Raw genomic sequence first — 20843 nt, forward strand, 5'->3', positions numbered from 1 at the left:
TCTGCTCGTCATTGCGAGCGAAGCGAAGCAATCCAGAATCTTTCCGCAGCAGCAGTCTGGATTGCTTCGCTTCGCTCGCAATGACGGCGGCGGGCGACGCGCTCGCCCCTCAAATGTTTAACACCCGTCCATAGGCATCCAGCACGGCTTCCTTCATCATCTCCGACAGGGTCGGATGCGGGAACACCGTGTGCATCAGCTCTTCTTCCGTGGTCTCCAGATTCATGGCGACGACGTAGCCCTGGATCAGCTCGGTGACCTCCGCGCCGACCATGTGGGCCCCGAGCAGTTGGCCGGTCTTCTTGTCAAAGATGACCTTGACCAGGCCCTGATCCTCGCCGAGCGCGATCGCCTTGCCGTTGCCCACGAAGGGAAAGCGGCCGACGCGGATCTCGCGGCCGCTCTCTTTCGCTTTGGCTTCGGTGAGGCCAACCGAGGCGACCTGGGGGTGGCAATAGGTGCAGCCCGGGATCATGTTCTTGTCCATGGGATGCGGATTGAGGCCCTTGATCGCCTCGACGCAGATCACGCCCTCATGCTCGGCCTTGTGCGCCAGCATCGGGGGGCCGGCGACGTCGCCGATCGCGTAGATGCCGGGGACGTTGGTCTTGCCGTGACCGTCGACCACGATGATGCCGCGGTCGGTCTTCACGCCGACTTTTTCCAAGCCGAGATTCTCGATGTTGCCGACGACGCCGACCGCCGAGATCACGCGCTCGAACTCTGATGTGACGGGCTTGCCCTTGCCGTCGTCGATGGTGGCGAGGACGCTGTCGGCCTTCTTCTCCAGTTTTGTGACCTTGGTCGAGGACATGATCTTGATGCCCTGCTTCTCCAGCTGCTTGCGGGCGAGGCCCGCGATCTCGGCGTCCTCGACCGGGAGGATCTGCGGCAGCACCTCGACCACGGTGACGTCGCTTCCCATGGTGTGGAAGAACGAGGCGAACTCGATGCCGATCGCGCCGGAGCCGACCACCAGCAGCGACTTCGGCATCCGCTCCGGCACCATCGCCTCGAAATAGGTCCAGACCAGCTTCTTGTCCGGCTCGAGGCCCGGCAGCACGCGCGGCCGCGCGCCGGTGGCGACGATGATGTGCTTGGCCTGATAGGTCCCCTCGCCTAGCGCGCCCTTCGGGCCCTCGACGTCGGACTTCTTCACCGTGACCTTGCCGGGCGCGTCGATCGAGGCGGCGCCCCAGATCACGCTGACCTTGTTCTTCTTCATCAGGAAGCCGACGCCGTCGTTGAGGCGCTTGGAGACGCCGCGCGAACGCTGCACCACCGCCTTCGGATCAAACGAGACCTTCTCGGCGGAGAGCCCGTAGTCCTTGGCGTGCTGCATGTAGTGGTAGATCTCGGCTGAACGCAGCAGCGCCTTGGTCGGAATGCAACCCCAGTTCAGGCAGATGCCGCCGAGATAGGACTTTTCGACGATCGCGGTCTTGAAGCCGAGCTGCGCGGCACGGATGGCGGTGACATAGCCGCCGGGGCCGGAGCCGATGATGATGACGTCGAAGGATGTGTCGGCCATAGCGGCTCCCGTTCAACTCAAGAAGCGCCGCGGGCGCGGCGCTTGACCAGAAAAGACCTCACCAGCCATTCGAACAGCACCACCAGGACTATGATGGCAAGCGCGGTGAGCACGATCGGCTGGGCGATGTTTCGTGCCAGCTGCTCGCCGGCAAAGAACGCAGAGTGAAGAAAATCGAGCCCGACCGGGTTGAGCGCGACGATGGCTCCGAGCAATAGCGATATCCATGGCCAGCGGGTCCGGACATGCAAGGTTGCCCCCTCTGCCGCCGCGTCAGACCATCATCATGACGGGGTTTTCGATCAGCTGTTTGAACGCGCCGATCAGTTCGGCGCCGAGGGCGCCGTCGATGGCGCGGTGATCGCAGGACAGGGTCACGCTCATCATGTGCGCGATCTCGATCTTGCCGCCGCGCACGACGGGACGCTCCTCGCTGGTGCCGACCGCAAGGATGGTCGCATGCGGCGGATTGATCACGGCGGTGAAGTGGCTGATGCCGTACATGCCGAGGTTGGAGACGGCGGTGGTGCCGCCCTGATATTCCTCAGGCTTCAATTTGCGGGAACGAGCCCGCGCGGCAAAATCCTTCATCTCGTTGGAGATGGTCGAGAGCGTCTTGGTCTCCGCTTTCCGGATGATCGGCGTGATCAGGCCGCCGGGCATCGCGACGGCGACGCCGACGTCGGAATGGTGGTGCTTGACCATGCCGCTTTCGGTCCAGCTGACGTTGCAGTTCGGGATCTTCTGCAGCGCGACCGCCATCGCCTTGATGACGAAGTCGTTGACCGAGATCTTGTAGAGCGGCTTCTTCTCCTTGTCCTTCGGCGCGGCGGCATTGATCTCCTCGCGGGCCGTGAGCAGCTTGCCGATGTCGCAGTCGATGGTGAGGTAGAAGTGCGGGACGTTCTGGATCGACGCGGTCAGGCGCTGCGCGATGGTACGGCGCATGCCGTCATGCGGGACGATGTCGTAGGAACCAGGCTCGAACAGCGACAGGATCTGCTTGTCCGACATGGTCGGCGCGATCGCGGGCGCGCCTGACGGCGCAGCAGCGGGCGCTTTCAGACCCTTGCCGGACTTGGCCTGCTCGACGTCGCGCGCGACCACGCGGCCGTGCGGGCCGGTGCCGGTGACCATGCCGACGTCAATGCCGGCTTCCTTGGCGAGACGCCGCGCCAGCGGCGATGAGAACACACGACCGCCGTGGCCATTGGCCTGCGCGGCCGGAGCTGCGGGCTGCGGCGCGGGCGCAGCTGCCGGCGACGCCGCGGCCTTGGGCGCAGCAGGCGCCGGCGCCGGCGCAGCAGCAGGTGCTTCAGCAGCTTTCGGCGGCGCGGCCGAAGCGCTGGGCTTGGCGCTCCCTGCAGCCTTCACATCCTCGCCCTCGCCGGCGAGCACCGCGATCACGTCGTTCACCGGAACGTCCTGCGTGCCCTCGGGCACCAGGATCTTGGCGATCGTGCCCTCATCGATCGCCTCGACCTCCATGGTCGCCTTGTCGGTCTCGATCTCGGCGATGACGTCGCCGGACTTGACCTTGTCGCCCTCCTTCTTCAGCCACTTGGCGAGGTTGCCCTTCTCCATCGTCGGCGAGAGAGCGGGCATCAGGATGTTGATGGGCATGCTGACCTCAAGAAGAACTTTGCAAAACGTCGTCTTTCGACAGCGAAGACGAACAGACCAGGTTTAGTTGCCGATGTCGCCCTGCCACAGGCGCTCATTGGCGGGGATGGAGCGCCAATTCTTCATCATGGTGATGGAGCGGTCGTCGGCAAGGTCGATCCAGGGGATGCCGAACTTGTCGAGGATGTCCTTCGAGCCGGGGAAGGTGATGGACTCTCCGATCACCACCAGCTTAACCTTGAACAGCGCGAGCGCGCCGGCGCACATCGAGCAAGGCGACAGCGTGGTGTACATGACGGTGTCATGGAACGAGATCGCGCCGGCCTCGCGCAGGCAGCTCATCTCGCCATGCAGGATCGGATTGTTCTCCTGCACGCGGTTGTTGTGGCCGCGGGCGATGATCTTGTTGTCGCGCGTCAGCACCGCGCCGATCGGCAGGCCGCCCTGCGCGATCGAGGCTTCCGCCTCGCGGATCGCCTCCAGCATGAAATCGTAATGATGGGCTTCGATCGCCATGGTCAGTGCCCCTTGCCGCGCGGCGTGGTGGTGCCGGTGTCGGTGGGACGCTCGATCTCGGCCTGGAACATGTCGAGGATCCGGTTCAGCGCGTCCTCCTCGGTATATTCGCTCTCGCGCGCATAGGCGCGCGCGGCATGACGTGCGAGATCGACGAGCAGGAGGCCCCACATGTCCGGCTCCTCGAAGGCGCGCTGGAACGCCATCGACAGCCCGCCGTCGAGCACGAACACGCGCAGGATCTCGACCGCGTCGTCGCGGGTCATGACGTCTGGCGGCAGTGGCTGCTCCTTGGGGCCTGCCATGGTCTACCTGTAGCAGACGGCTTTGGCGGCCTCGACGACGTCCGCCGCCGAGGGCAGCGCGAGCTTCTCCAGGTTCGCGGCATAGGGCATCGGCACGTCCTTGCCAGACACGCGCGTCACCGGCGCATCAAGATAGTCGAAGGCGTTCTCCATGATGCGCGCGGCAATCTCGGCGCCGACGCCGCTCTGGGCCCAGCCCTCTTCCACGGTGACGGCCCGGCCCGTTTTCTTGACCGAGTTGATGATGGTCTCGGTATCCATCGGGCGCAGCGTGCGCAGGTCGATCACCTCGGCCTCGATGCCGTCCTTGGCAAGCTCGTCGGCGGCCTTCAGCGCATAGGTCATGCCGTTCGACCAGGAGATGATGGTGACGTGGCTGCCGGCGCGGACGATGCGTGCCTTGCCGATCGGGATGATGAAATCGTCGAGCTTGGGCACTTCGCCGGTGTGACCGTACAGCACCTCGTTCTCGAGGAAGATCACCGGGTTCGGATCGCGGATCGCAGCCTTGAGCAGGCCCTTGGCGTCCGCGGCCGAATATGGCGCAACCACCTTGAGGCCGGGGACGTGCGAATACCACGCCGAATAGTCCTGGCTGTGCTGCGCGGCGACGCGCGCGGCCGCACCGTTCGGTCCGCGGAACACGATCGAGCAGCCCATCTGGCCACCGGACATGTAGAGCGTCTTGGCCGCGGAATTAATGATCTGGTCGATCGCCTGCATGGCGAAGTTGAAGGTCATGAACTCGACGATCGGCTTGAGGCCGGTCATCGCGGCGCCGACGCCGACGCCAGCAAAGCCGTGCTCGGTGATCGGCGTGTCGATCACGCGCTTGGCGCCGAACTCCTGGAGCAGGCCCTGGGTCACCTTGTAGGCGCCCTGATATTCGGCCACCTCTTCGCCCATCACGAACACATCCGCGTCGCGGCGCATCTCTTCGGCCATGGCATCGCGCAGCGCTTCGCGGATAGTCTGCGTCACCATTTCAGTGCCGGCGGGGACTTCCGGATCGGGCTCGGCGACGGCCTGCGGAGCAGGCGCGGCTTTCGGCGCGGGCGCCTCGGCCTTTGCTGCGGCCGGCGGCGCGGACTCCGCAGCCTTCGCCGCCGCTGCGGGTGCCTTGGCGAGATCAGCCGCGCTCTCGCCGTCGGCGAGGATGGTCGCGATCGGGGTGTTCACCGCGACGTCGGCGGTGCCCTCGGGGATCAGGATCTTGCCGAGCGTGCCCTCGTCGGTCGCCTCGACCTCCATGGTCGCCTTGTCGGTCTCGATCTCGGCGATGACGTCGCCAGACTTGATCGTCTCGCCCTCTTTCTTCAGCCATTTGGCGAGGTTGCCCTTCTCCATCGTGGGCGACAACGCGGGCATCAGCACTTGAATTGGCATATCTTCTCCAAAGAAAGCTTGCGCGCGTTCAGCGGTACACGTCGGTCCAGAGCTCGGCGGCATCCGGCTCGGGATCATGCTGGGCGAAATCGGCGGAGGCGTTGACGATGTCGCGCACTTCGGCGTCGATCGCCTTGAGATCGGCCTCGCTGACCTTGGCAGCGAGCAGGCGATTGCGAACCTGCTCGATCGGATCCTGGTCGTGGCGAACCTTCTCGACCTCCTCGCGTGTGCGATATTTTGCGGGATCGGACATCGAGTGGCCGCGATAGCGGTAGGTCTGCATCTCCAGGATGAAGGGACCCTTGCCGCCACGGCACCAGGCCGCCGCCTCCTCGCCCGCCGCCTTCACGGCGCGGACGTCCATGCCGTCGACCTGCTTGCCCGGGATGTTGAATGACGCCCCGCGCTTGGAAAAATCCTGCTGCGCCGAGGCGCGCGAGACCGAGGTGCCCATGGCGTAGCGGTTGTTCTCGATGACGTAGATCACCGGCAGCTTCCAGAGCTCCGCCATGTTGAAGCTCTCATAGACCTGGCCCTGGTTGGCCGCACCGTCGCCGAAATAGGTGACGCTGACATTGTCGTTGCCGCGATAGTGGTTGGCAAAGGCAAGGCCGGTGCCGAGCGAGACCTGGGCGCCGACGATGCCGTGACCGCCGTAGAAGTGCTTCTCCTTGCTGAACATGTGCATGGAGCCGCCCTTGCCTTTGGAATAGCCGCCGCGACGACCCGTCAGCTCGGCCATGACACCGTTGGCATCCATGCCGGTCGCGAGCATGTGACCGTGGTCGCGATAGCCGGTGATGACCTGATCGCCCTCTTTGAGGGCCATCTGCATGCCGACCACCACGGCCTCCTGGCCGATATAGAGGTGGCAGAAGCCGCCGATGGCACCCATGCCGTAGAGCTGGCCTGCCTTTTCCTCGAAGCGCCGGATCAGGAGCATGTCGCGGAGCGCCTTGAGTTCCTGCTCCTTCGTGAATTCCGGGGGCGAACCGCCGTCGGTCTTGTCCTGTGCAGCGCTTGCGGCGGCTTTCTTGAGTGCGGCCATGGGAATTCCGGGTCAGAGAAAACTTTCGCCCTCTCTAACCCAAGTCAAACGCCCTTGGAAAGCACCGCGGCGGCATGGCACGACTTTCATTATGCCGCACTGCAACGTGATCGAAATATTGCAAAATCTTTGGCGCTGATCGGGCAACAAATCTATGCGCGCCATCGTGCGCGCAGATTCGTGACCGGATCAAGAAGTGCTGCGCAGTCATCCTGCCGCCAAATCTCATAAATTGAGCGCTACAGCTTCCACGACGTCATGGCCGGGCTTGTCCCGGCCATCCACGCCTCGCCCCGCGCACGAAGAACGTGGATGCCCGGGACAAGCCCGGGCATGACGACCTCGTGAGTGCGGCTTCCCGATCAGAAGAAGCCGAGCTTCTTCGGGCTGTAGCTGACCAGGAGGTTCTTGGTCTGCTGGTAATGATCGAGCATCATCTTGTGGGTCTCACGCCCGACGCCCGACTGCTTGTAGCCGCCGAACGCCGCATGGGCGGGATAGGCGTGGTAGCAGTTGGTCCAGACCCGGCCGGCCTGGATCTCCCGGCCGAAGCGGTAGCAGCGATTGGCGTCGCGGCTCCAAACGCCGGCACCCAGGCCGTAGAGCGTGTCGTTGGCGATCGCGAGCGCCTCTTCGTCGGTCTTGAAGGTCGTGACCGAGACGACGGGGCCGAAAATCTCCTCCTGGAAGATTCGCATCTTGTTGTGACCCTCGAACACGGTCGGCTGGACGTAGAAGCCGCCGGTGAGATCACCGCCGAGATCGGCGCGTCCGCCGCCGGCCAGCACCTTGGCGCCCTCCTGCTTGCCGATGTCGATATAGGAGAGGATCTTGCTGAGCTGCTCGCTGGAGGCCTGGGCGCCGATCATGGTCGTGGCATCACGCGGATCGCCCTGCTTGATCGCGGCGACGCGCTTGAGCGCCCGCTCCATGAAGCGGTCATAGATGTCGGCGTGGACCAGCGCCCGGCTCGGACAGGTGCAGACCTCGCCCTGGTTCAGCGCGAACATGACGAAGCCCTCGATCGCCTTGTCGAAGAAATCGTCGTCCTCGGCGGTGACGTCCTTGAAGAAGATGTTCGGCGACTTGCCTCCGAGCTCGAGCGTGACCGGGATGAGGTTCTGGCTGGCATATTGCATGATCAGCCGGCCCGTCGTGGTCTCGCCGGTGAAGGCGATCTTGGCAATGCGCGGGCTCGACGCCAGCGGCTTGCCGGCCTCGAGGCCGAAGCCGTTGACGATGTTGAGCACGCCAGGCGGCAGCAGGTCGGCGATGATCTCGGCGAAGACCATGATCGAGGCCGGGGTCTGCTCGGCGGGCTTGAGCACCACGCAATTGCCGGCGGCCAGCGCCGGCGCGAGCTTCCAGCAGGCCATCAGAAGCGGGAAGTTCCAGGGTATGATCTGGCCGACCACGCCGAGCGGCTCATGGAAATGGTAGGCGATGGTGTCGTGGTCGATCTCGCCGATCGAGCCTTCCTGCGCACGCACCACACCGGCGAAATACCGGAAATGGTCGATCGCGAGCGGCAGGTCGGCGGCACGCGTCTCGCGGATCGGCTTGCCATTGTCCCAGGTCTCGGCAATCGCGAGGCGCTCGAGGTTCTCTTCCATGCGGTCGGCGATCCGGTTCAGGACCGCGGCGCGCTCGGCGACGCTGGTGCGGCCCCAGGCGGACTTGGCGGCATGCGCCGCGTCGAGCGCTGCCTCGATGTCCTGCGCGTCGGACCGCGCGATCTTGCAGACGACCTGGCCAGTCAGGGGCGAGGCATTGTCGAAATATTTCCCGGAGATCGGCGCGACGAACTTGCCGCCGATGAAGTTGTCGTAGCGTTCGGCAAAGGGCACTTTGGTGACGCTGAGGAATTCCACCTTGTTCATTGATCACTCCCGATGTTGCTGTTTGCGCTTGTCGTCGCCTGTTCGCGACTTGCGCAGACGATGATGCGGGAGGCGTTTTCTGTCAGCCCGGGTGGACGCGATCGCGGAGCGGACCTGTCGCAGTTCTGCGACAGTCGTGGCGCGGCGCCGCTCAGTGGTTCAGCTCGAACCGCTTGAGCTTCCGGTGCAGCGTGGCGCGGCTGACGCCGAGGGCCTTGGCGGCTGCGGAGACATTGCCGCCAGCGCGCAGCAGCGCGCGCTGCAGCACCGCACGCTGGCCACCGACAAGATGATCGCGCGCGGCATCGCCGCCGAGAAGATCGGCCGCGGGCACCGGCCGCAACGCACCGCCGGGCACGATGCCGAGCGCTGCCCGCGCGGAGCGCGTTGCGCCGATCACCAGATCGTCCGCATCGACCGCAACGAGGCCGCCGCAGCTTCCATCCGCCGCTTGTGTCAGCACGATGCGGGCATGGGCGAAGACCTTGCGAAACAGGTCGGCCTCGATCCGCCTGGCCGCCTCGCCTGCCGCGAGCGCGATCAGGCTGGCGAAGGCATCGGTGCGGTCGGCGCGGCAGGAGGAGACGTCGAGCACGCCCGCGAGCGCCGCCTCGTGATCGTAGATCGGAACGGCGGTGCAGCTCAGAAGCGTGTTGCGCGCAAAGAAGTGCTGGTCGCGATCGATGGTCAGCGGACGCTGCTCGACGAGGCAGGTGCCGATACCGTTGGTGCCCTCGTGCTCCTCGCTCCAGAGTGCACCGGTCCAAAGGCCCCAGGACTGAAACGTCGCATCGTCCGCCACCGTGCCGCGGCGATCGACCGGCACGCCCTCGCGATCGGCGAGCAGCACGCAGCAGCCCGCTGCGCCGACCGCCTGGTAAAGCCGGTCCATGGCGCCCTGGGCGGCCGCCAGAAGCGGCGCGATGCGCTCGCGCGCCTGCTGCAGCTCGGCTTCGGTCAGCCGCATCGGCGCGGCGTGGCCGCCGGGATCGAGATGATGCAATCGGGAGGAACGGCGCCACGAGGCCACGAGCGCGGACCGGGCCGCCTGGCCTGACGCGATGGCGGCCTCGACGCGGGCCGCGTGATGCCGGGGCATTGTCCCATTCACCACAGTTTCCTCCGGATATCGATTGTAGGACGCGCCGCTGCTCCCCGGTTGATCTACGTCAACTTCAGCCAGCGCCTGCAAATGGCATGAGCCCGCCGCGGCGCCGCCGTCAAGGCGACCGCCCGGTTCCGGAGTTACGACCTTCGCAGGAGGAGGCAGGTTGCCGGATCCCAGCAGCGGCTTTCGGAAGCTGCGGATGCGCTAATTCGCCGGGATCATCCGAACGAGATCGCGCGGATGGACATAGTCGAGCTGGAAGCGCGCCCGCTCGTCCAGCATGTCCGGGTCGATCTTCTCGGACCGCAACAGCGACACCCGTTGTTCGCTCCTGGCGCGCTCGCGCTTGAGCTGAGCCAGCTCACTGGTCAGCGCGATGATCTCCTGGTCGAGCTCTTGGCGGGCGTTGAGGCCGTATTTGCCGGTATAGGCGTTGACGCCGAAATAGCCGACGATCGCCGCCGCCATCGCATAGAGGGCAAGACCGGTCAGGATCGATTTCAGGCGCGCGCGGGAGACCATCTTCGGAAGATGGGACAGGTTGGTTAAGGGAGTGCTAATTGCCAGAACGAGGCACTATCCCCACGACGCGTCATGGCCGGGCTTGTCCCGGCCATCCACGTGCTTTGCCGGCGATAACGAAGAACGTGGATGCCCGAGACAAGCCCGGGCCTGACGGAGCGTCGGCTTGGCCGGAAGCTCAACCCTGATTCTTCGCCACATGCGCGGCGAAGGCGTCGATATATTGCTGCAGCACCGTCTTGAGGGAGTCCTTGGTCAGGTTGCCCTCCGCATCGAAGGCATCGCCGACGCCACTGAGGTAGATTTCCGGCTGCTGGAGGACCGGACCAGAAATGCCCGGCAGAATGTTCTGCAGATGCTTGGCCGCGCTGACGCCGCCGAGCAGCCCCGGCGAATTGGAGACGATGCCGACCGGTTTGCCGAGGAACGAGCTCTTGCCATAGGGGCGCGAAGCGACATCGATGGCATTCTTCAGAACGCCCGGGATCGAGCGGTTGTATTCGGGCGTGACGAACAGGACGCCATTCGACGTCTTGAGCTTCTCGCGGAAGGCGAGCCAGTCCGCGGGCGGCGCGCCCTCTAGGTCCTGGTTGAAGAACGAGATGCCCGCCGGCGTGATCACCTCGAGCTTGAGCGAGGCAGGCGCGAGCTTGGCGAGCGCATTGGCGATCTTGAGCGAGAAGCTGTCCTTGCGCAGGCTGCCAGCGATCGTGACGATGTTGTAGGCCATTGGGTGTCCTTGAAGGCTTGAGCGGGAATGCCGGGACGGCACTTAAGCCATCCGGGCCAATAGATGCAAGTGCATGAACTGGTCCGATTTGGAAACGCTGCGTTTCTGGAAATGGGTCCGCGTGCCCTCCATCCGGGCCAATACAAAAAGGAATCAGGCCGCCAAGCGGCGGCCCGATGTGTCACGATAACCGTCCAAGCCGATCACTTGTTCGGGTTGATCAGGAATTTTTCGCCGGTTGCGCGCTTAGCGTAGACCGCGATGTTGGCGGGATCGAGCGCCTCGGCGAGCGACACCACCTTGGTGTAGTGGCTGGCGAAGGTGGTCTTGAGCTCGGATGCCACGCGCTGGCGCAGGCGGCCGATCTCGGCCGGGCCGATGTTCTGAAGGAATGGCGTGAGCAGCCAGCCGCCGACGCCCCAGCTGAGCCCGAACGAGCGGTTCAGCTCCGTGGGCCGGGTGTCGAGGCTGCCATAAATATAGACCTGCTTGTACACGTTGGAGCCGTAGCGGCTGTATTCCTTCGTGGTCTTGTTGGCCGCGATCTCCATCGCGGTCAGGATCTGGCTCGCCAGCTTGCCGCCGCCGATGGCGTCGAAGGCGATGGTGGCGCCGGTCTCGACCAGCGCGTTGGTGAGATCGTCCATGAAGCTGGGCGCGCTGGAATCCACGACGTATTTCGCGCCGATCTTGTGCAGGATGTCGGCCTGCTCCTTGTTCCTGACGATGTTGACGAGGCCGATGCCGTCCTTGATGCAGATCTTGTTGAGCATCTGACCGAGATTGGAGGCTGCGGCCGTGTGCACGAGCGCCTTGTGGTTCTCCCGCCGCATCGTCTCGGTCATGCCGAGTGCGGTCAGCGGATTGACGAACCAGGAGGCGCCGTCCGCCGCCGTGGTGCCCGGCGGCAGCTCCATGACGTCGCGGACCTTGAGCACGCGGTACTGCGTGTACATCCCGCCGCCGATCATCGACACCGTCTTGCCCATCAGGGCCTTGGCCGCATCCGACGATCCGGTCCTTATCACCGTGCCGGCGCCCTCGTTGCCGACCGGCAGCGACTGATCGAATCTCGCCGCCATCATCCGCATCGCCGCCTCCGGCATCGTGGCGGTGATGACCGGCATCTCCTTGGTGCCGGAGGCCTTGGCGGCCGACATGTCGGCGGGACCGATCAGGAGCCCGAGGTCGGATGGATTGATCGGGGTGGCCTCGACGCGAACCACGACCTCATCGTCGGCCGGCTCCGCGGTCGGGACCGTCACGAGAGACAATTCCAGCTCGCCGCTCTTCTTCAGCAGCGAACGCAATTCCAGTCCGGTCTTGCCGTCACTCATGTCGATCCTCCCCTGTCCTTCCGTTTGCGCGGATCGAGACGCCGGCTTACGCCAGCGCCTTCAGTGCCGCCTTGCCGCCATAGAGCGCCTGCTTGCCGAGCTGCTGCTCGATGCGCAGGAGCTGGTTGTATTTGGCGGTGCGGTCGGACCTTGCAAGGGAGCCGGTCTTGATCTGACCGCAATTGGTGGCGACCGCGAGGTCGGCGATGGTGGAATCCTCGGTCTCGCCGGAACGGTGCGACATCACCGAGGTGTAGCCGGCCTTGTGCGCCATCTCGACCGCGGCGAGCGTCTCGGTCAGCGTGCCGATCTGGTTGACCTTGATCAGGATCGAGTTGGCGCGGCCGGTCTTGATGCCTTCGGCGAGGCGCTTGACGTTGGTGACGAAGAGGTCGTCGCCGACCAGCTGGCACTTCTTGCCGATCAGGTCGGTGAGCTCCTTCCAGCCGTCCATGTCGTCTTCCGACATGCCGTCCTCGATGGTCACGATCGGGTAGCGCGCGACGAGGTCTGCAAGATACTTCGCCTGCTCGGAGATCGAGCGGGTCTTGCCCTCGCCCTCATAGACGTATTTGCCGTCCTTGAAGAACTCGGTCGAGGCGCAGTCGAGGCCGAGCATGATGTCAGTGCCCGCCTTGAAGCCGGCCTTGCCGATCGCGTTCATGACGAAGTCGAGCGCGGCGTCCGCCGACGGCAGGTTCGGGGCGAATCCGCCCTCGTCGCCGACATTGGTGTTGTGGCCGGCCTTCTTCAATTCGGACTTCAGCGTATGGAAGACTTCCGCGCCGTAGCGGAGACCTTCGGCGAACGATGATGCGCCGACCGGCAGGATCATGAATTCCTGGAAGTCGATCGGGTTGTCGGCGTGCACGCCGCCATTGATGATGTTCATCATCGGCACCGGCAGCAGGCGCGCGGAGGTGCCGCCGACGTAGCGATAGAGCGGCATGTCGAGCGAGTTCGCGGCCGCCTTGGCGCAGGCCAGCGAGACGCCGAGAATGGCGTTGGCGCCCAGCCGGCTCTTGTTCGGCGTGCCATCGAGGTCGATCATGATCTGGTCGATCTGGGCCTGTTGCTCGACGTCGAGGCCGCTCAGGGCCTCGAAGATCTCGCCGTTGACGGCGCCGACCGCTTTGGTCACGCCCTTGCCGAGATAGCGGGTCTTGTCGCCGTCGCGCAGTTCCACGGCCTCATGGGCGCCGGTGGAGGCGCCGGACGGAACCGCGGCGCGGCCAAGCGCCCCGTCCTCCAGCACGACATCGACCTCGACGGTGGGATTGCCCCGGCTATCGAGAATTTCGCGGCCGATGATGTCGATGATGGCGGTCATGATGTCCACTTCCGTTCGTTAGGGCTGATCGGTGCCGCGGGTCTTACACGGGCCGCAAGCAAATGTGAACGCTTGGACGCACCGCTCCGCCTGACGCGCAAGGCGCCTCAGAATATGCTCGACCGCATCTGGTCCGCGTGCCCAACCTCAATCTCAAACAGTCGGGGTAACGCCATGAATCGCCGCCAATTTCTTGCCTCAAGCGCCGCGCTGCTCGCCGCCCGCCCAGGTTTTGCGCAGGAAGGCGCGTTCCGGACGAGATACTACCCCATCAGCCCGGGTATCGGCCTGCACGATCTCACGCCCGCCCCTGACGGCACGATCTGGTTCACGGCGCAGGGCAAGGGCCTGCTCGGCAGCCTCGATCCACGCGATGGCCGCTTCAAGACGGTCAGCCTCGGCCAAGGCGCGGCCCCACACGGCGTGACCATCGGGCCCGACGGCGCGCCCTGGATCACCGAGGGCGGACAGAACGCGATTGCGCGGGTCGACCCTGCCGATCTCAAGGTGACGTTGTTCCGCCTGCCGGAAAGGTTCGCCTCCGCCAATCTCAACACCGGCGTGTTCGACAAGGATGGCACCTACTGGTTCACCGGCCAATCCGGCTATTACGGGCGGCTGTCTCCGAAGACCGGCGAGATGAATGTGTTCAAGGCGCCGAAGGGGGTCGGCCCCTACGGCATCACGGTCACGCCCAACGGTGATGTCTGGTACGCCTCCCTCGGCGGCAGCCATATCGCGAAGATCGACCGCGCGGGCGGCAATGCGACCGTGGTCGAACCGCCGACCCCGAACCAGGGGTCGCGGCGCGTCTGGTCGGATTCGAGGGGCCGGATCTGGGTCAGCGAGTGGAACAGCGGCCACGTCTCGGTGCATGATCCCGCCGACGGCTCGTGGAGGACCTGGAAGCTGCCGGGCGAACGTCCCCGCGCCTATGCCGTGTACGTCGACGACAAGGACAAGGTCTGGCTGACCGATTTCTCCGCCAATGCCATTGTGCGCTTCGATCCCGCCACCGAGAAGTTCAACGTCTTCGCCAGCGACAAGGCCAACGCCAATGTCCGCCAGCTCGACGGCCGGCCGGGCGAGCTTTGGGGCTGCGAGTCCGGCAACGATCGCATCGTCATGATCCAGACAATCGCCGCCGGTTGACGACGAGCCCGTTTGCGTCCATCCCGGCATCCGAAACAGGATGTTGACGACGATGGCGAAAAAGTCCCTCCAGCTCGGCCGCGCGGTCGAATGGCCGCACACGCCGGAAGAGGCCCAACTCGACCGCGTGCCCAATCCGCAGAAAGGCACGGATTATCTGATCCGCTTCACGGTGCCGGAATTCACCTCGCTCTGCCCGGTCACGGGCCAGCCGGATTTCGCGCATCTGATGATCGACTACGCGCCAGGCGCTTGGCTGCTGGAATCGAAATCGCTCAAGCTCTACATCGCGAGCTTCCGCAATCACGGCGCGTTCCACGAGGACTGCACCGTGATGATCGGCAAGCGTATCGCGTCGGAGATCAAGCCGAAATTCCTGCGCATCGGCGGCTATTGGTATCCGCGCGGCGGCATCCCGATCGACGTGTTCTGGCAGACCGGCCGCGTGCCGAAGGGCCTTTGGGTGCCCGAGCAAGGCGTCGCGCCCTATCGCGGACGGGGCTAGTTAGAGGCGAAGACGATGACATCAATCTCGGCAACATTCCGTAATTTGGCGCTAGGCCTCTTCGGCCTCCTCTTGCTGACCGGCACATCAGATGCCGCTGAGGTGCGGGTGATGATTTCGGGCGGGCTGACGGCGGCCTACAAGGCGCTCGTGCCGGAATTCGAAAAGACCAGTGGCCACAAGGTGCTCACCGAATATGGGCCGTCGATGGGAATGACCGCGAACGCGATTCCGGTCCGGCTCGAGCGCGGCGAGCCGGCCGACGTCCTGATCATGGTGGGCTATGCCCTCAGCGACCTCGCGAGCAAAGGCAAGGTCGTCGCCGGCAGCCAGGTCGATCTCACGAAGTCGCCGATCGGAATCGCGGTGAAATCGGGCGCGCCGAAGCCGGACATCAGCTCGGCCGATGCGGTCAAGCGCGCGCTGCTGGCGGCGAAGACGATCGCCTATTCCGATAGCGCCAGTGGCGTCTACGTCTCGACCGAGATGTTCGACAAGCTCGGCATTACTGAGTCCATGAAGGACAAGGCGCGCAAGATTCCGGCGACGCCGGTCGGCGAGATCGTCGCGCACGGCGAGGCCGAGCTCGGCTTTCAGCAGATCAGCGAGTTGAAGCCCGTCAAGGGCATCGACATCGTAGGTCCCCTGCCGGACGAATTGCAGAGGATCACGATCTTCTCGGCTGGGATTGCGACGGGCGCGAAGGAGCCGGAGGCTGGCCGCGCCTTGATAAACTTCCTCGCCTCCCCCGCCGCGCACGACGCCATCATCGCGAGCGGGATGGAGCCCATCGCGACCGGCGGGGCGAAATAACGCCTCTCTCAGTGCGTCTGTCCAGGTCCTGTCCCGACAGGATCCGTTTCACCACGCGTACCGCACCACGCCCTTGCCTGCGTAGGAGCGCGTGACGTTCGAGAACTCGCCCTCGAACGTACCGGCAGCCGACCAGCCGCTCAGCCACTTCTTCTCGACCGATCCCGTCACCAGCGCGGAATCGGCGGCCATCGCCGCGCCGTTCACGACAAAGCTCGCGCCGGGCAGAGCTTGGAACGTGGCTCCGATGGCGCGGTCCGGATTGAAGTCGTGCGCCCAGGCGAGCCGCCCGCGCAAGGTGACGATCCCGTCGGCCTGGGCGAAGGATTTGTCCGTGCGCAGGCCGAGCTCGGTGCGGGTGTTAGTGACGCTCTTGGCACCATAGGCCAGCGCGAACAGGTTGCCGCCGACGATGGCCTGTTCGGCGTAAGCCGGCAGGTCGAACGTCGTGAACTGCGCTGCGGCGTAAGGCGTAAGGCCGACGCCCTGCGTGACGAAGCGGTAGCCGCCCTCGAGGCGGCCGGAATAGGCGTTGGCGTTGAACTCAGCGCGCAGGCGATCGACGCCGGCAACCGTCACGGTGCGATCTGTGGTGATGTCCTGCCATCCATAGGCCAGCGCACCGGTGATGTAGGCAGGGCCGACGATGTGCCGGAGGAAGGCGCCGGCCTGGAACAGGTCGGACCGGCCGCCGCCGAGCGCGTTCGCCACGGTAAAGTTGGTGCCGCCGCCGGCGAGCGCGAAGCCAACCAGCGTATCCGGCGAGATGCGATAATCCGCACCGACGGCGGTGCCATAGAGGTTGCTTGTGGTGGTGTTCGATCCGACGATGGCGTTGCCGTCGGTCTGCTGCGCGCCGCCGAAGCCTGCCGCCCAGACGCTCCAGCGCTGCTCGAACGACGGTGCAACCGGTGCCTTGGTGTAGATCGCAGCCAATGCGTCGTCCGGCTTGCGCTTGCGCGCGTACGCCAAGGCGGTCTCATCCGCATAAGCATTCGGCGTGCCGCCCGCACTGATGGGATCGCCGCGGCCCGCGATGAATGGATCGGTCATCACGCCCATGAACTGGTTCATCGCGTTGAAGGTCGCCTGCTGCGGCGCGCTGCCGACCTCGCCGGAGAGCTGGGTCAAGCCGGCGGGCGTCAGGCTACCGAACACCATCGGGATGGTGCCGTTGGCGTTGAAATAGTTGATGATCGCGTTGCCGACGTTCTGCTGATTGCCGTTGAGGTTGCCGGACGGGGGCACGAAGTTCAGCGCGAGGTCCAGATAAGCATGTGTGGTGTCATAGCTCACGCTGGTGTGAAAACCTGACGGCAGGCCAATATTGGTCACCGTAGGACTGAACGCGCCGGTGATGCTGGTCGCATTCAGGATCGTGTACTGCTTGGCGACGTAAGAGCCGGCCGCAAAATTTGCACTAACGGTGGCGCCGCCAAGCGATGCATTGCCGGCAACATTGGCAAAGGTGGAGGTTGTGGGATTGACGAAGACATTGAAGTACGCCCCAGGTTGCATCACGAGGCTTGTCACTGCCATCGAGGTTCCCGGGCTACCCGGCGCACCCGGCGAGAAATAGCCTCCCGCGATCAGGGCGGCTCCGACTGCACCGTTTCCGGTCAGGTATCCATCGGAATTGACGGTGGTGAGAGCCGACGACGCCATCGATCCCGACACGACGAGCGTGCCGCCGTCAACCGTGGTGGTGCCGGTGTAACTGCTGCTATCGCCGGACAGGATCAGGGCGCCGGACCCGGTCTTCACGAAGCTGCCGGTGCCAATGATGGATCCGGCGAACACAGACGTCGAATTGTCGCCCCCGACGGTGAAGGCAAATGCGCCCGTATTGAGCTGGGTGCCCGCCACGCCGGCGAGTGAGCCGTAGGTCGCGCCGCCCGAGGTCGAGTAGACATTCGCACCGGCAGCCGTCATGTCCACCCGCCCCGTGACGGTGCCGCCATAGGTGTTCATCGAAGCGAGACCGCCGGACAGTGTCACGTTGCCGTTGATCGTCCCATAGAGCTGCGTGTATCCGCCGGCGGCGTTGATCGATCCATTGATCGTCCCGGTGGGGTCGACGACGATATTGGCGCCGATGGCGTTGCTGATCGTGTTTGTCGCATTCAGCGTTCCCGTGACTCCAAGATTGCCGTCGTTGGTCACGGTCGTCGCATTGACCGTCCGGCCGGCGTCGATCCAGGTGGCGTGAATCATCGCGCTGGCCTGGTTGATCAGCGTCGTTACGGTGAGATCGCCGCCTGAGACAAAAAGGTCGGATATTGCACCGGTGGTCAGGGTCCCGTTGACGGTGAGCGCACCGGTCACCGTGAAGGTACCGCCTTGATGGTCGACGTTGCCGTTGATCGTGCCGGCTGCGTTCGTCGTGCCGGAATTCGTCAGTCCGCCATTGACCGTTCCAGTCGTCGTGAAGGTACCGGCGGCTGCGTTCGTCGTCCCGGCGGTCGTCGTCACCGTACCTGCGTTGGTGAAGGAACCGGCGTTGTTGACGATGCTGGTCGCGCTCAGCGTCCGGCCTGCCGCCACCTGGACCGCCGTGGCCGAGGTCGAATTGTTCGTCAGCGTCGTGATGCCGGTGAAGCTGCCGAACTGCACGGCCAGGCTCGATGTCCCGTTGTTGGTCACCGCACCATTGGTGGTCAGGTCGCCGCTCAGCGCGAAGGCGCCGCTGCCCTGGTTGGTGATGCCGTCATTGAACACGCCCCTCGCGTTGGCCGTGCCCGCATTCGTCAGTCCGCCGTTGACCGTGCCCGTCGTGTTGAAGGTGGCGCCGGCGGCATTGGTCGTGCCTCCGGTCGTCGTGATCGAGCCATTGTTGAAGAACGTGCCACCGTTGTTGGCAATCGTCGTCGCGGAGATGATGCCGGCTGGAAGATTGGAGAAACCGGTGGTGGTGGTGATGTCGCCGATCAGGGTACCTTGATTGCTCGCGATCGCACTGACGGTCAGCGACGTCGTCAGGCTGCCGGTGTTGACGAAGGTTCCGGCGGTAACGCTGGTGGTGGTGAACGAGTTGGTGCCGGACAGCGTCAACCGGCTCGACCCTGCCTGCGAGATCGTCGCGCCCGTCATGTTGTTGCTGATCGAGATGAAAGTACCGACACCGACGGCATTGTTGGTGATGCCGGCGACAAAATTCACCGCCTGACCGCTGATTGTGTAGCCTTGTGAGGCAGCGTCGAAAATCCAGGACTGGGGCGCGATGGGGCCAAGGGTGACTGTGACGGCCGTCGTGCCAGTCGAGGAAAAGGTCGCGGTTTCACCCGCGGTGTCGGGGACCGTACCAGTCGACCAATTGGACGGCGCGTTGTAATTGCCGTTGTCGATGCCACCGTCCTGCCAGACCTGCGCTCGCGCCAGGGACGGCACCAAGGCAACCGTCGCAAGAGCTGTGCCGGCGAGAAAAGCCTTCAAGAGCGCCCCACGCGTGGGCCCAACCCCGTCCGCCCGGATCATTGAAAATTCCGCTGGGCCCTGCGCTGCAGCTGCCCTCGATTGTCAGATAATTCAAACAGCGAATATCTAGCTGCTTCGCCACCCGCGAACCATCGATGATCGGTGTCATCACGCATGGCTGAACGATTTTCGGCGCGATGTGTTTGTCGAGCAACAAAAATTTGCATATTTTCTGAGCACCCGCGACACCGGAACAGCGCGAAGCGGCGCAGCCGGCGCGGCTCGTCGGTCCGGACGGCGATCGCGCTCCCCTACCGTGGAAGTAGTCTCGAAACCGGAGAGGATGGTGGTGAGGCCGGCATTGCCGAGCGCGGTCAGGATGGGGAGCAATGCCTCCCGGCCTCGCGCCTATCGCGGGCGGGGCAGATCGGGCGGCCTTTCGCGGGTGCGCGGGGAAGCCCGCCCACCCGCGTTTTATCCGCCTCAGGTGATCGCGATCGGACAGCCATTGCTGCCGGTCGCGCCTTTGATCGGCGACGGCGTGAAGCAGTAGACGAACTGGTACTTCTTGTCGGCAATCAACTCGTCGAAGATCAGGTTCTCGTGGTTGAGAATGCCGTGCTTGGTCTGCAATTCGGAATGAACCGCGAAAGCGAGCGACTTGTCGGGATTGGGCACCACTTCGACCGCCCAGGTGTCGGCCGCAGTCAGCGCGAGATCCTTCTCGATGATCCACTTCGCGGCATCGAGGCCGATCCCGGGCTCGCCGCTATTGTAGCGATCATTGTTCTTCATCCACAGGGAGCCCCAGCCGGTGTGGAACATGATCGCATCGCCTGGCTTGATGTCGCTCTCCGCGATGCTTTGCTTCGCCAGCGCCGCCTTGATATCGGCCGAGGTGATCTCTTGGCCCGCATCCATCATGCCGCCCTTCAGCGCGACCATATCGATCAGGTGGGCGCGTGTGAACAGCGGCTTGAGCTTCTCGGTGCCAAGCTTCTTCAGGCCGTAGGCGTCGCCGATCTCAGCGGCAGTGAAGCCGTTGTAGAAGCGCATCTCGCTCTTGTCGCCGTCCTTGCCCAGCTGGATACCGATATGGCCGAGTCCGTCGAATTGTGTGCCGGTCTGGCCGATTTCGGTGGCGAGAAACTCGTCGTGATAGACGAGCTTGTTGTCGCCGAACGGGCCGCCAGTCGGCCCGCCGGGAATGCGCAACGAGAATGCGCGGGCGCCGAACAACGGCATGCCTTGCTCGTAAACGCGGCCGATCTTGTAGATCTTGCCATCCTTGATCCACTTCACGGCATCGAGAACCTTCGCTGGCGTGATGTGGTTCGACGCGCCAGCCTCGTCGTCCTTGCCCCATTTCGAGGGCCACCAAGGCTTGTCCACGCCCCTTGGCATCGCCGGGGTTTGGGCTTGGGCCGCGGTGATCGGTGCGAGTGAGAACTTGCCGTGCATCGCACCTGCGAACGCCGCCCCAGCCGCACCAGCAAGACCTGCCGTGCGGAGCAAGGTCCGCCGATCGGTCGCCGCACCGCCCTTCTCTTCATCGCCTTTGGTATGGTCCATCGCTTCCTCCCGGGGTGTGCCCGCTGAGATCGGGCTTAAGATCCTGTTTTCGGAATGCTCGTCCTCCA

At 64.5% G+C, this 20843-nt stretch carries 18 protein-coding genes; 3 read left to right on the forward strand and 15 right to left on the reverse strand.

What is annotated here, in order from left to right:
• Positions 1–109 precede the first annotated feature (109 nt).
• The 13 genes from lpdA to eno all read right to left on the reverse strand — a co-directional run bounded on the left by lpdA (position 110) and on the right by eno (position 13319).
• Positions 110–1531, reverse strand: a complete 1422-nt coding sequence (gene lpdA, locus ACVWYQ_RS05695) for a dihydrolipoyl dehydrogenase (protein ID WP_275499688.1) — start codon at positions 1529–1531, stop codon at positions 110–112.
• A 17-nt stretch (positions 1532–1548) separates the two neighbouring features.
• Complete coding sequence (locus ACVWYQ_RS05700) at positions 1549–1755, reverse strand: hypothetical protein (RefSeq protein WP_404546205.1); 207 nt, start codon at positions 1753–1755, stop codon at positions 1549–1551.
• Positions 1756–1804: 49 nt separating this feature from the next.
• Positions 1805–3154 (reverse strand): pyruvate dehydrogenase complex dihydrolipoamide acetyltransferase, encoded by a 1350-nt coding sequence (locus ACVWYQ_RS05705; protein WP_157283647.1) that lies wholly within the window; start codon positions 3152–3154, stop codon positions 1805–1807.
• A gap of 63 nt (positions 3155–3217) precedes the next feature.
• The gene (locus ACVWYQ_RS05710; RefSeq protein ID WP_157283646.1) at positions 3218–3670 is read right to left on the reverse strand and encodes a nucleoside deaminase; all 453 of its coding nucleotides are present in this window, start codon (positions 3668–3670) and stop codon (positions 3218–3220) included.
• A 2-nt stretch (positions 3671–3672) separates the two neighbouring features.
• Positions 3673–3975 carry a DUF5076 domain-containing protein gene (locus tag ACVWYQ_RS05715; RefSeq protein ID WP_008547332.1) on the reverse strand — a complete coding sequence of 101 codons (303 nt, stop codon included), beginning with the start codon at positions 3973–3975 and terminating at the stop codon, positions 3673–3675.
• Between the two features lie 3 nt (positions 3976–3978).
• Positions 3979–5361 carry a pyruvate dehydrogenase complex E1 component subunit beta gene (locus tag ACVWYQ_RS05720; protein ID WP_074447972.1) on the reverse strand — a complete coding sequence of 461 codons (1383 nt, stop codon included), beginning with the start codon at positions 5359–5361 and terminating at the stop codon, positions 3979–3981.
• A gap of 28 nt (positions 5362–5389) precedes the next feature.
• Positions 5390–6412, reverse strand: coding sequence for a pyruvate dehydrogenase (acetyl-transferring) E1 component subunit alpha (gene pdhA / locus ACVWYQ_RS05725; RefSeq protein ID WP_404540938.1), 1023 nt, complete (start codon positions 6410–6412; stop codon positions 5390–5392).
• A 362-nt stretch (positions 6413–6774) separates the two neighbouring features.
• Positions 6775–8292: an aldehyde dehydrogenase gene (adh, locus tag ACVWYQ_RS05730; RefSeq protein WP_275499695.1), complete on the reverse strand. Its 1518-nt coding sequence runs from the start codon at positions 8290–8292 to the stop codon at positions 6775–6777.
• A 151-nt stretch (positions 8293–8443) separates the two neighbouring features.
• Positions 8444–9403 carry a GAF domain-containing protein gene (locus tag ACVWYQ_RS05735; protein ID WP_404540936.1) on the reverse strand — a complete coding sequence of 320 codons (960 nt, stop codon included), beginning with the start codon at positions 9401–9403 and terminating at the stop codon, positions 8444–8446.
• 201 nt (positions 9404–9604) lie between these two features.
• Complete coding sequence (locus tag ACVWYQ_RS05740; RefSeq protein ID WP_025036496.1) at positions 9605–9922, reverse strand: FtsB family cell division protein; 318 nt, start codon at positions 9920–9922, stop codon at positions 9605–9607.
• 178 nt (positions 9923–10100) lie between these two features.
• Positions 10101–10652: an NADPH-dependent FMN reductase gene (locus tag ACVWYQ_RS05745; protein ID WP_271537770.1), complete on the reverse strand. Its 552-nt coding sequence runs from the start codon at positions 10650–10652 to the stop codon at positions 10101–10103.
• Between the two features lie 203 nt (positions 10653–10855).
• Positions 10856–11989: a zinc-binding dehydrogenase gene (locus ACVWYQ_RS05750; RefSeq protein WP_271537768.1), complete on the reverse strand. Its 1134-nt coding sequence runs from the start codon at positions 11987–11989 to the stop codon at positions 10856–10858.
• Positions 11990–12035: 46 nt separating this feature from the next.
• Positions 12036–13319: a phosphopyruvate hydratase gene (gene eno, locus ACVWYQ_RS05755; RefSeq protein ID WP_157283638.1), complete on the reverse strand. Its 1284-nt coding sequence runs from the start codon at positions 13317–13319 to the stop codon at positions 12036–12038.
• 174 nt (positions 13320–13493) lie between these two features.
• On the opposite strand from eno, the gene ACVWYQ_RS05760 reads away from it, so the two are divergent.
• From ACVWYQ_RS05760 to ACVWYQ_RS05770, 3 genes are read left to right on the forward strand one after another with little or no spacing between them, the layout of a single operon-like run.
• Entirely contained in the window at positions 13494–14471 is a 978-nt protein-coding gene (locus ACVWYQ_RS05760; protein ID WP_271537766.1) for a Vgb family protein, read from the forward strand.
• Between the two features lie 40 nt (positions 14472–14511).
• Positions 14512–14976, forward strand: coding sequence for a preQ(1) synthase (queF, locus tag ACVWYQ_RS05765; RefSeq protein ID WP_271537764.1), 465 nt, complete (start codon positions 14512–14514; stop codon positions 14974–14976).
• Between the two features lie 15 nt (positions 14977–14991).
• Positions 14992–15789 (forward strand): substrate-binding domain-containing protein, encoded by a 798-nt coding sequence (locus tag ACVWYQ_RS05770; RefSeq protein WP_271537762.1) that lies wholly within the window; start codon positions 14992–14994, stop codon positions 15787–15789.
• A 48-nt stretch (positions 15790–15837) separates the two neighbouring features.
• Here the strand turns inward: ACVWYQ_RS05770 and ACVWYQ_RS05775 are convergent, their stop codons facing one another.
• Positions 15838–19221 (reverse strand): autotransporter domain-containing protein, encoded by a 3384-nt coding sequence (locus ACVWYQ_RS05775; RefSeq protein ID WP_456725502.1) that lies wholly within the window; start codon positions 19219–19221, stop codon positions 15838–15840.
• A gap of 465 nt (positions 19222–19686) precedes the next feature.
• A complete protein-coding gene (locus ACVWYQ_RS05780) occupies positions 19687–20775 on the reverse strand; it encodes a cyclase family protein (RefSeq protein ID WP_456725503.1) in 1089 nt (362 codons plus the stop codon).
• Positions 20776–20843 lie beyond the last annotated feature (68 nt).

The sequence above is a fragment of the Bradyrhizobium sp. USDA 3397 genome (assembly GCF_054060965.1).

What these genes read in the sequence shown, in the direction of transcription:
- ACVWYQ_RS05710 (WP_157283646.1), bottom strand. Translation starts at nt 3,670, where the DNA reads ATGGCGATCGAAGCCCATCATTACGATTTCATGCTGGAGGCGATCCGC.
- ACVWYQ_RS05780 (WP_456725503.1), bottom strand. Translation starts at nt 20,775, where the DNA reads ATGGACCATACCAAAGGCGATGAAGAGAAGGGCGGTGCGGCGACCGAT.
- ACVWYQ_RS05750 (WP_271537768.1), bottom strand. Translation starts at nt 11,989, where the DNA reads ATGAGTGACGGCAAGACCGGACTGGAATTGCGTTCGCTGCTGAAGAAG.
- pdhA (WP_404540938.1), bottom strand. Translation starts at nt 6,412, where the DNA reads ATGGCCGCACTCAAGAAAGCCGCCGCAAGCGCTGCACAGGACAAGACC.
- eno (WP_157283638.1), bottom strand. Translation starts at nt 13,319, where the DNA reads ATGACCGCCATCATCGACATCATCGGCCGCGAAATTCTCGATAGCCGG.
- ACVWYQ_RS05720 (WP_074447972.1), bottom strand. Translation starts at nt 5,361, where the DNA reads ATGCCAATTCAAGTGCTGATGCCCGCGTTGTCGCCCACGATGGAGAAG.
- queF (WP_271537764.1), top strand. Translation starts at nt 14,512, where the DNA reads ATGTTGACGACGATGGCGAAAAAGTCCCTCCAGCTCGGCCGCGCGGTC.
- ACVWYQ_RS05715 (WP_008547332.1), bottom strand. Translation starts at nt 3,975, where the DNA reads ATGGCAGGCCCCAAGGAGCAGCCACTGCCGCCAGACGTCATGACCCGC.
- ACVWYQ_RS05770 (WP_271537762.1), top strand. Translation starts at nt 14,992, where the DNA reads ATGACATCAATCTCGGCAACATTCCGTAATTTGGCGCTAGGCCTCTTC.
- adh (WP_275499695.1), bottom strand. Translation starts at nt 8,292, where the DNA reads ATGAACAAGGTGGAATTCCTCAGCGTCACCAAAGTGCCCTTTGCCGAA.
- ACVWYQ_RS05745 (WP_271537770.1), bottom strand. Translation starts at nt 10,652, where the DNA reads ATGGCCTACAACATCGTCACGATCGCTGGCAGCCTGCGCAAGGACAGC.
- ACVWYQ_RS05740 (WP_025036496.1), bottom strand. Translation starts at nt 9,922, where the DNA reads ATGGTCTCCCGCGCGCGCCTGAAATCGATCCTGACCGGTCTTGCCCTC.
- lpdA (WP_275499688.1), bottom strand. Translation starts at nt 1,531, where the DNA reads ATGGCCGACACATCCTTCGACGTCATCATCATCGGCTCCGGCCCCGGC.
- ACVWYQ_RS05760 (WP_271537766.1), top strand. Translation starts at nt 13,494, where the DNA reads ATGAATCGCCGCCAATTTCTTGCCTCAAGCGCCGCGCTGCTCGCCGCC.
- ACVWYQ_RS05705 (WP_157283647.1), bottom strand. Translation starts at nt 3,154, where the DNA reads ATGCCCATCAACATCCTGATGCCCGCTCTCTCGCCGACGATGGAGAAG.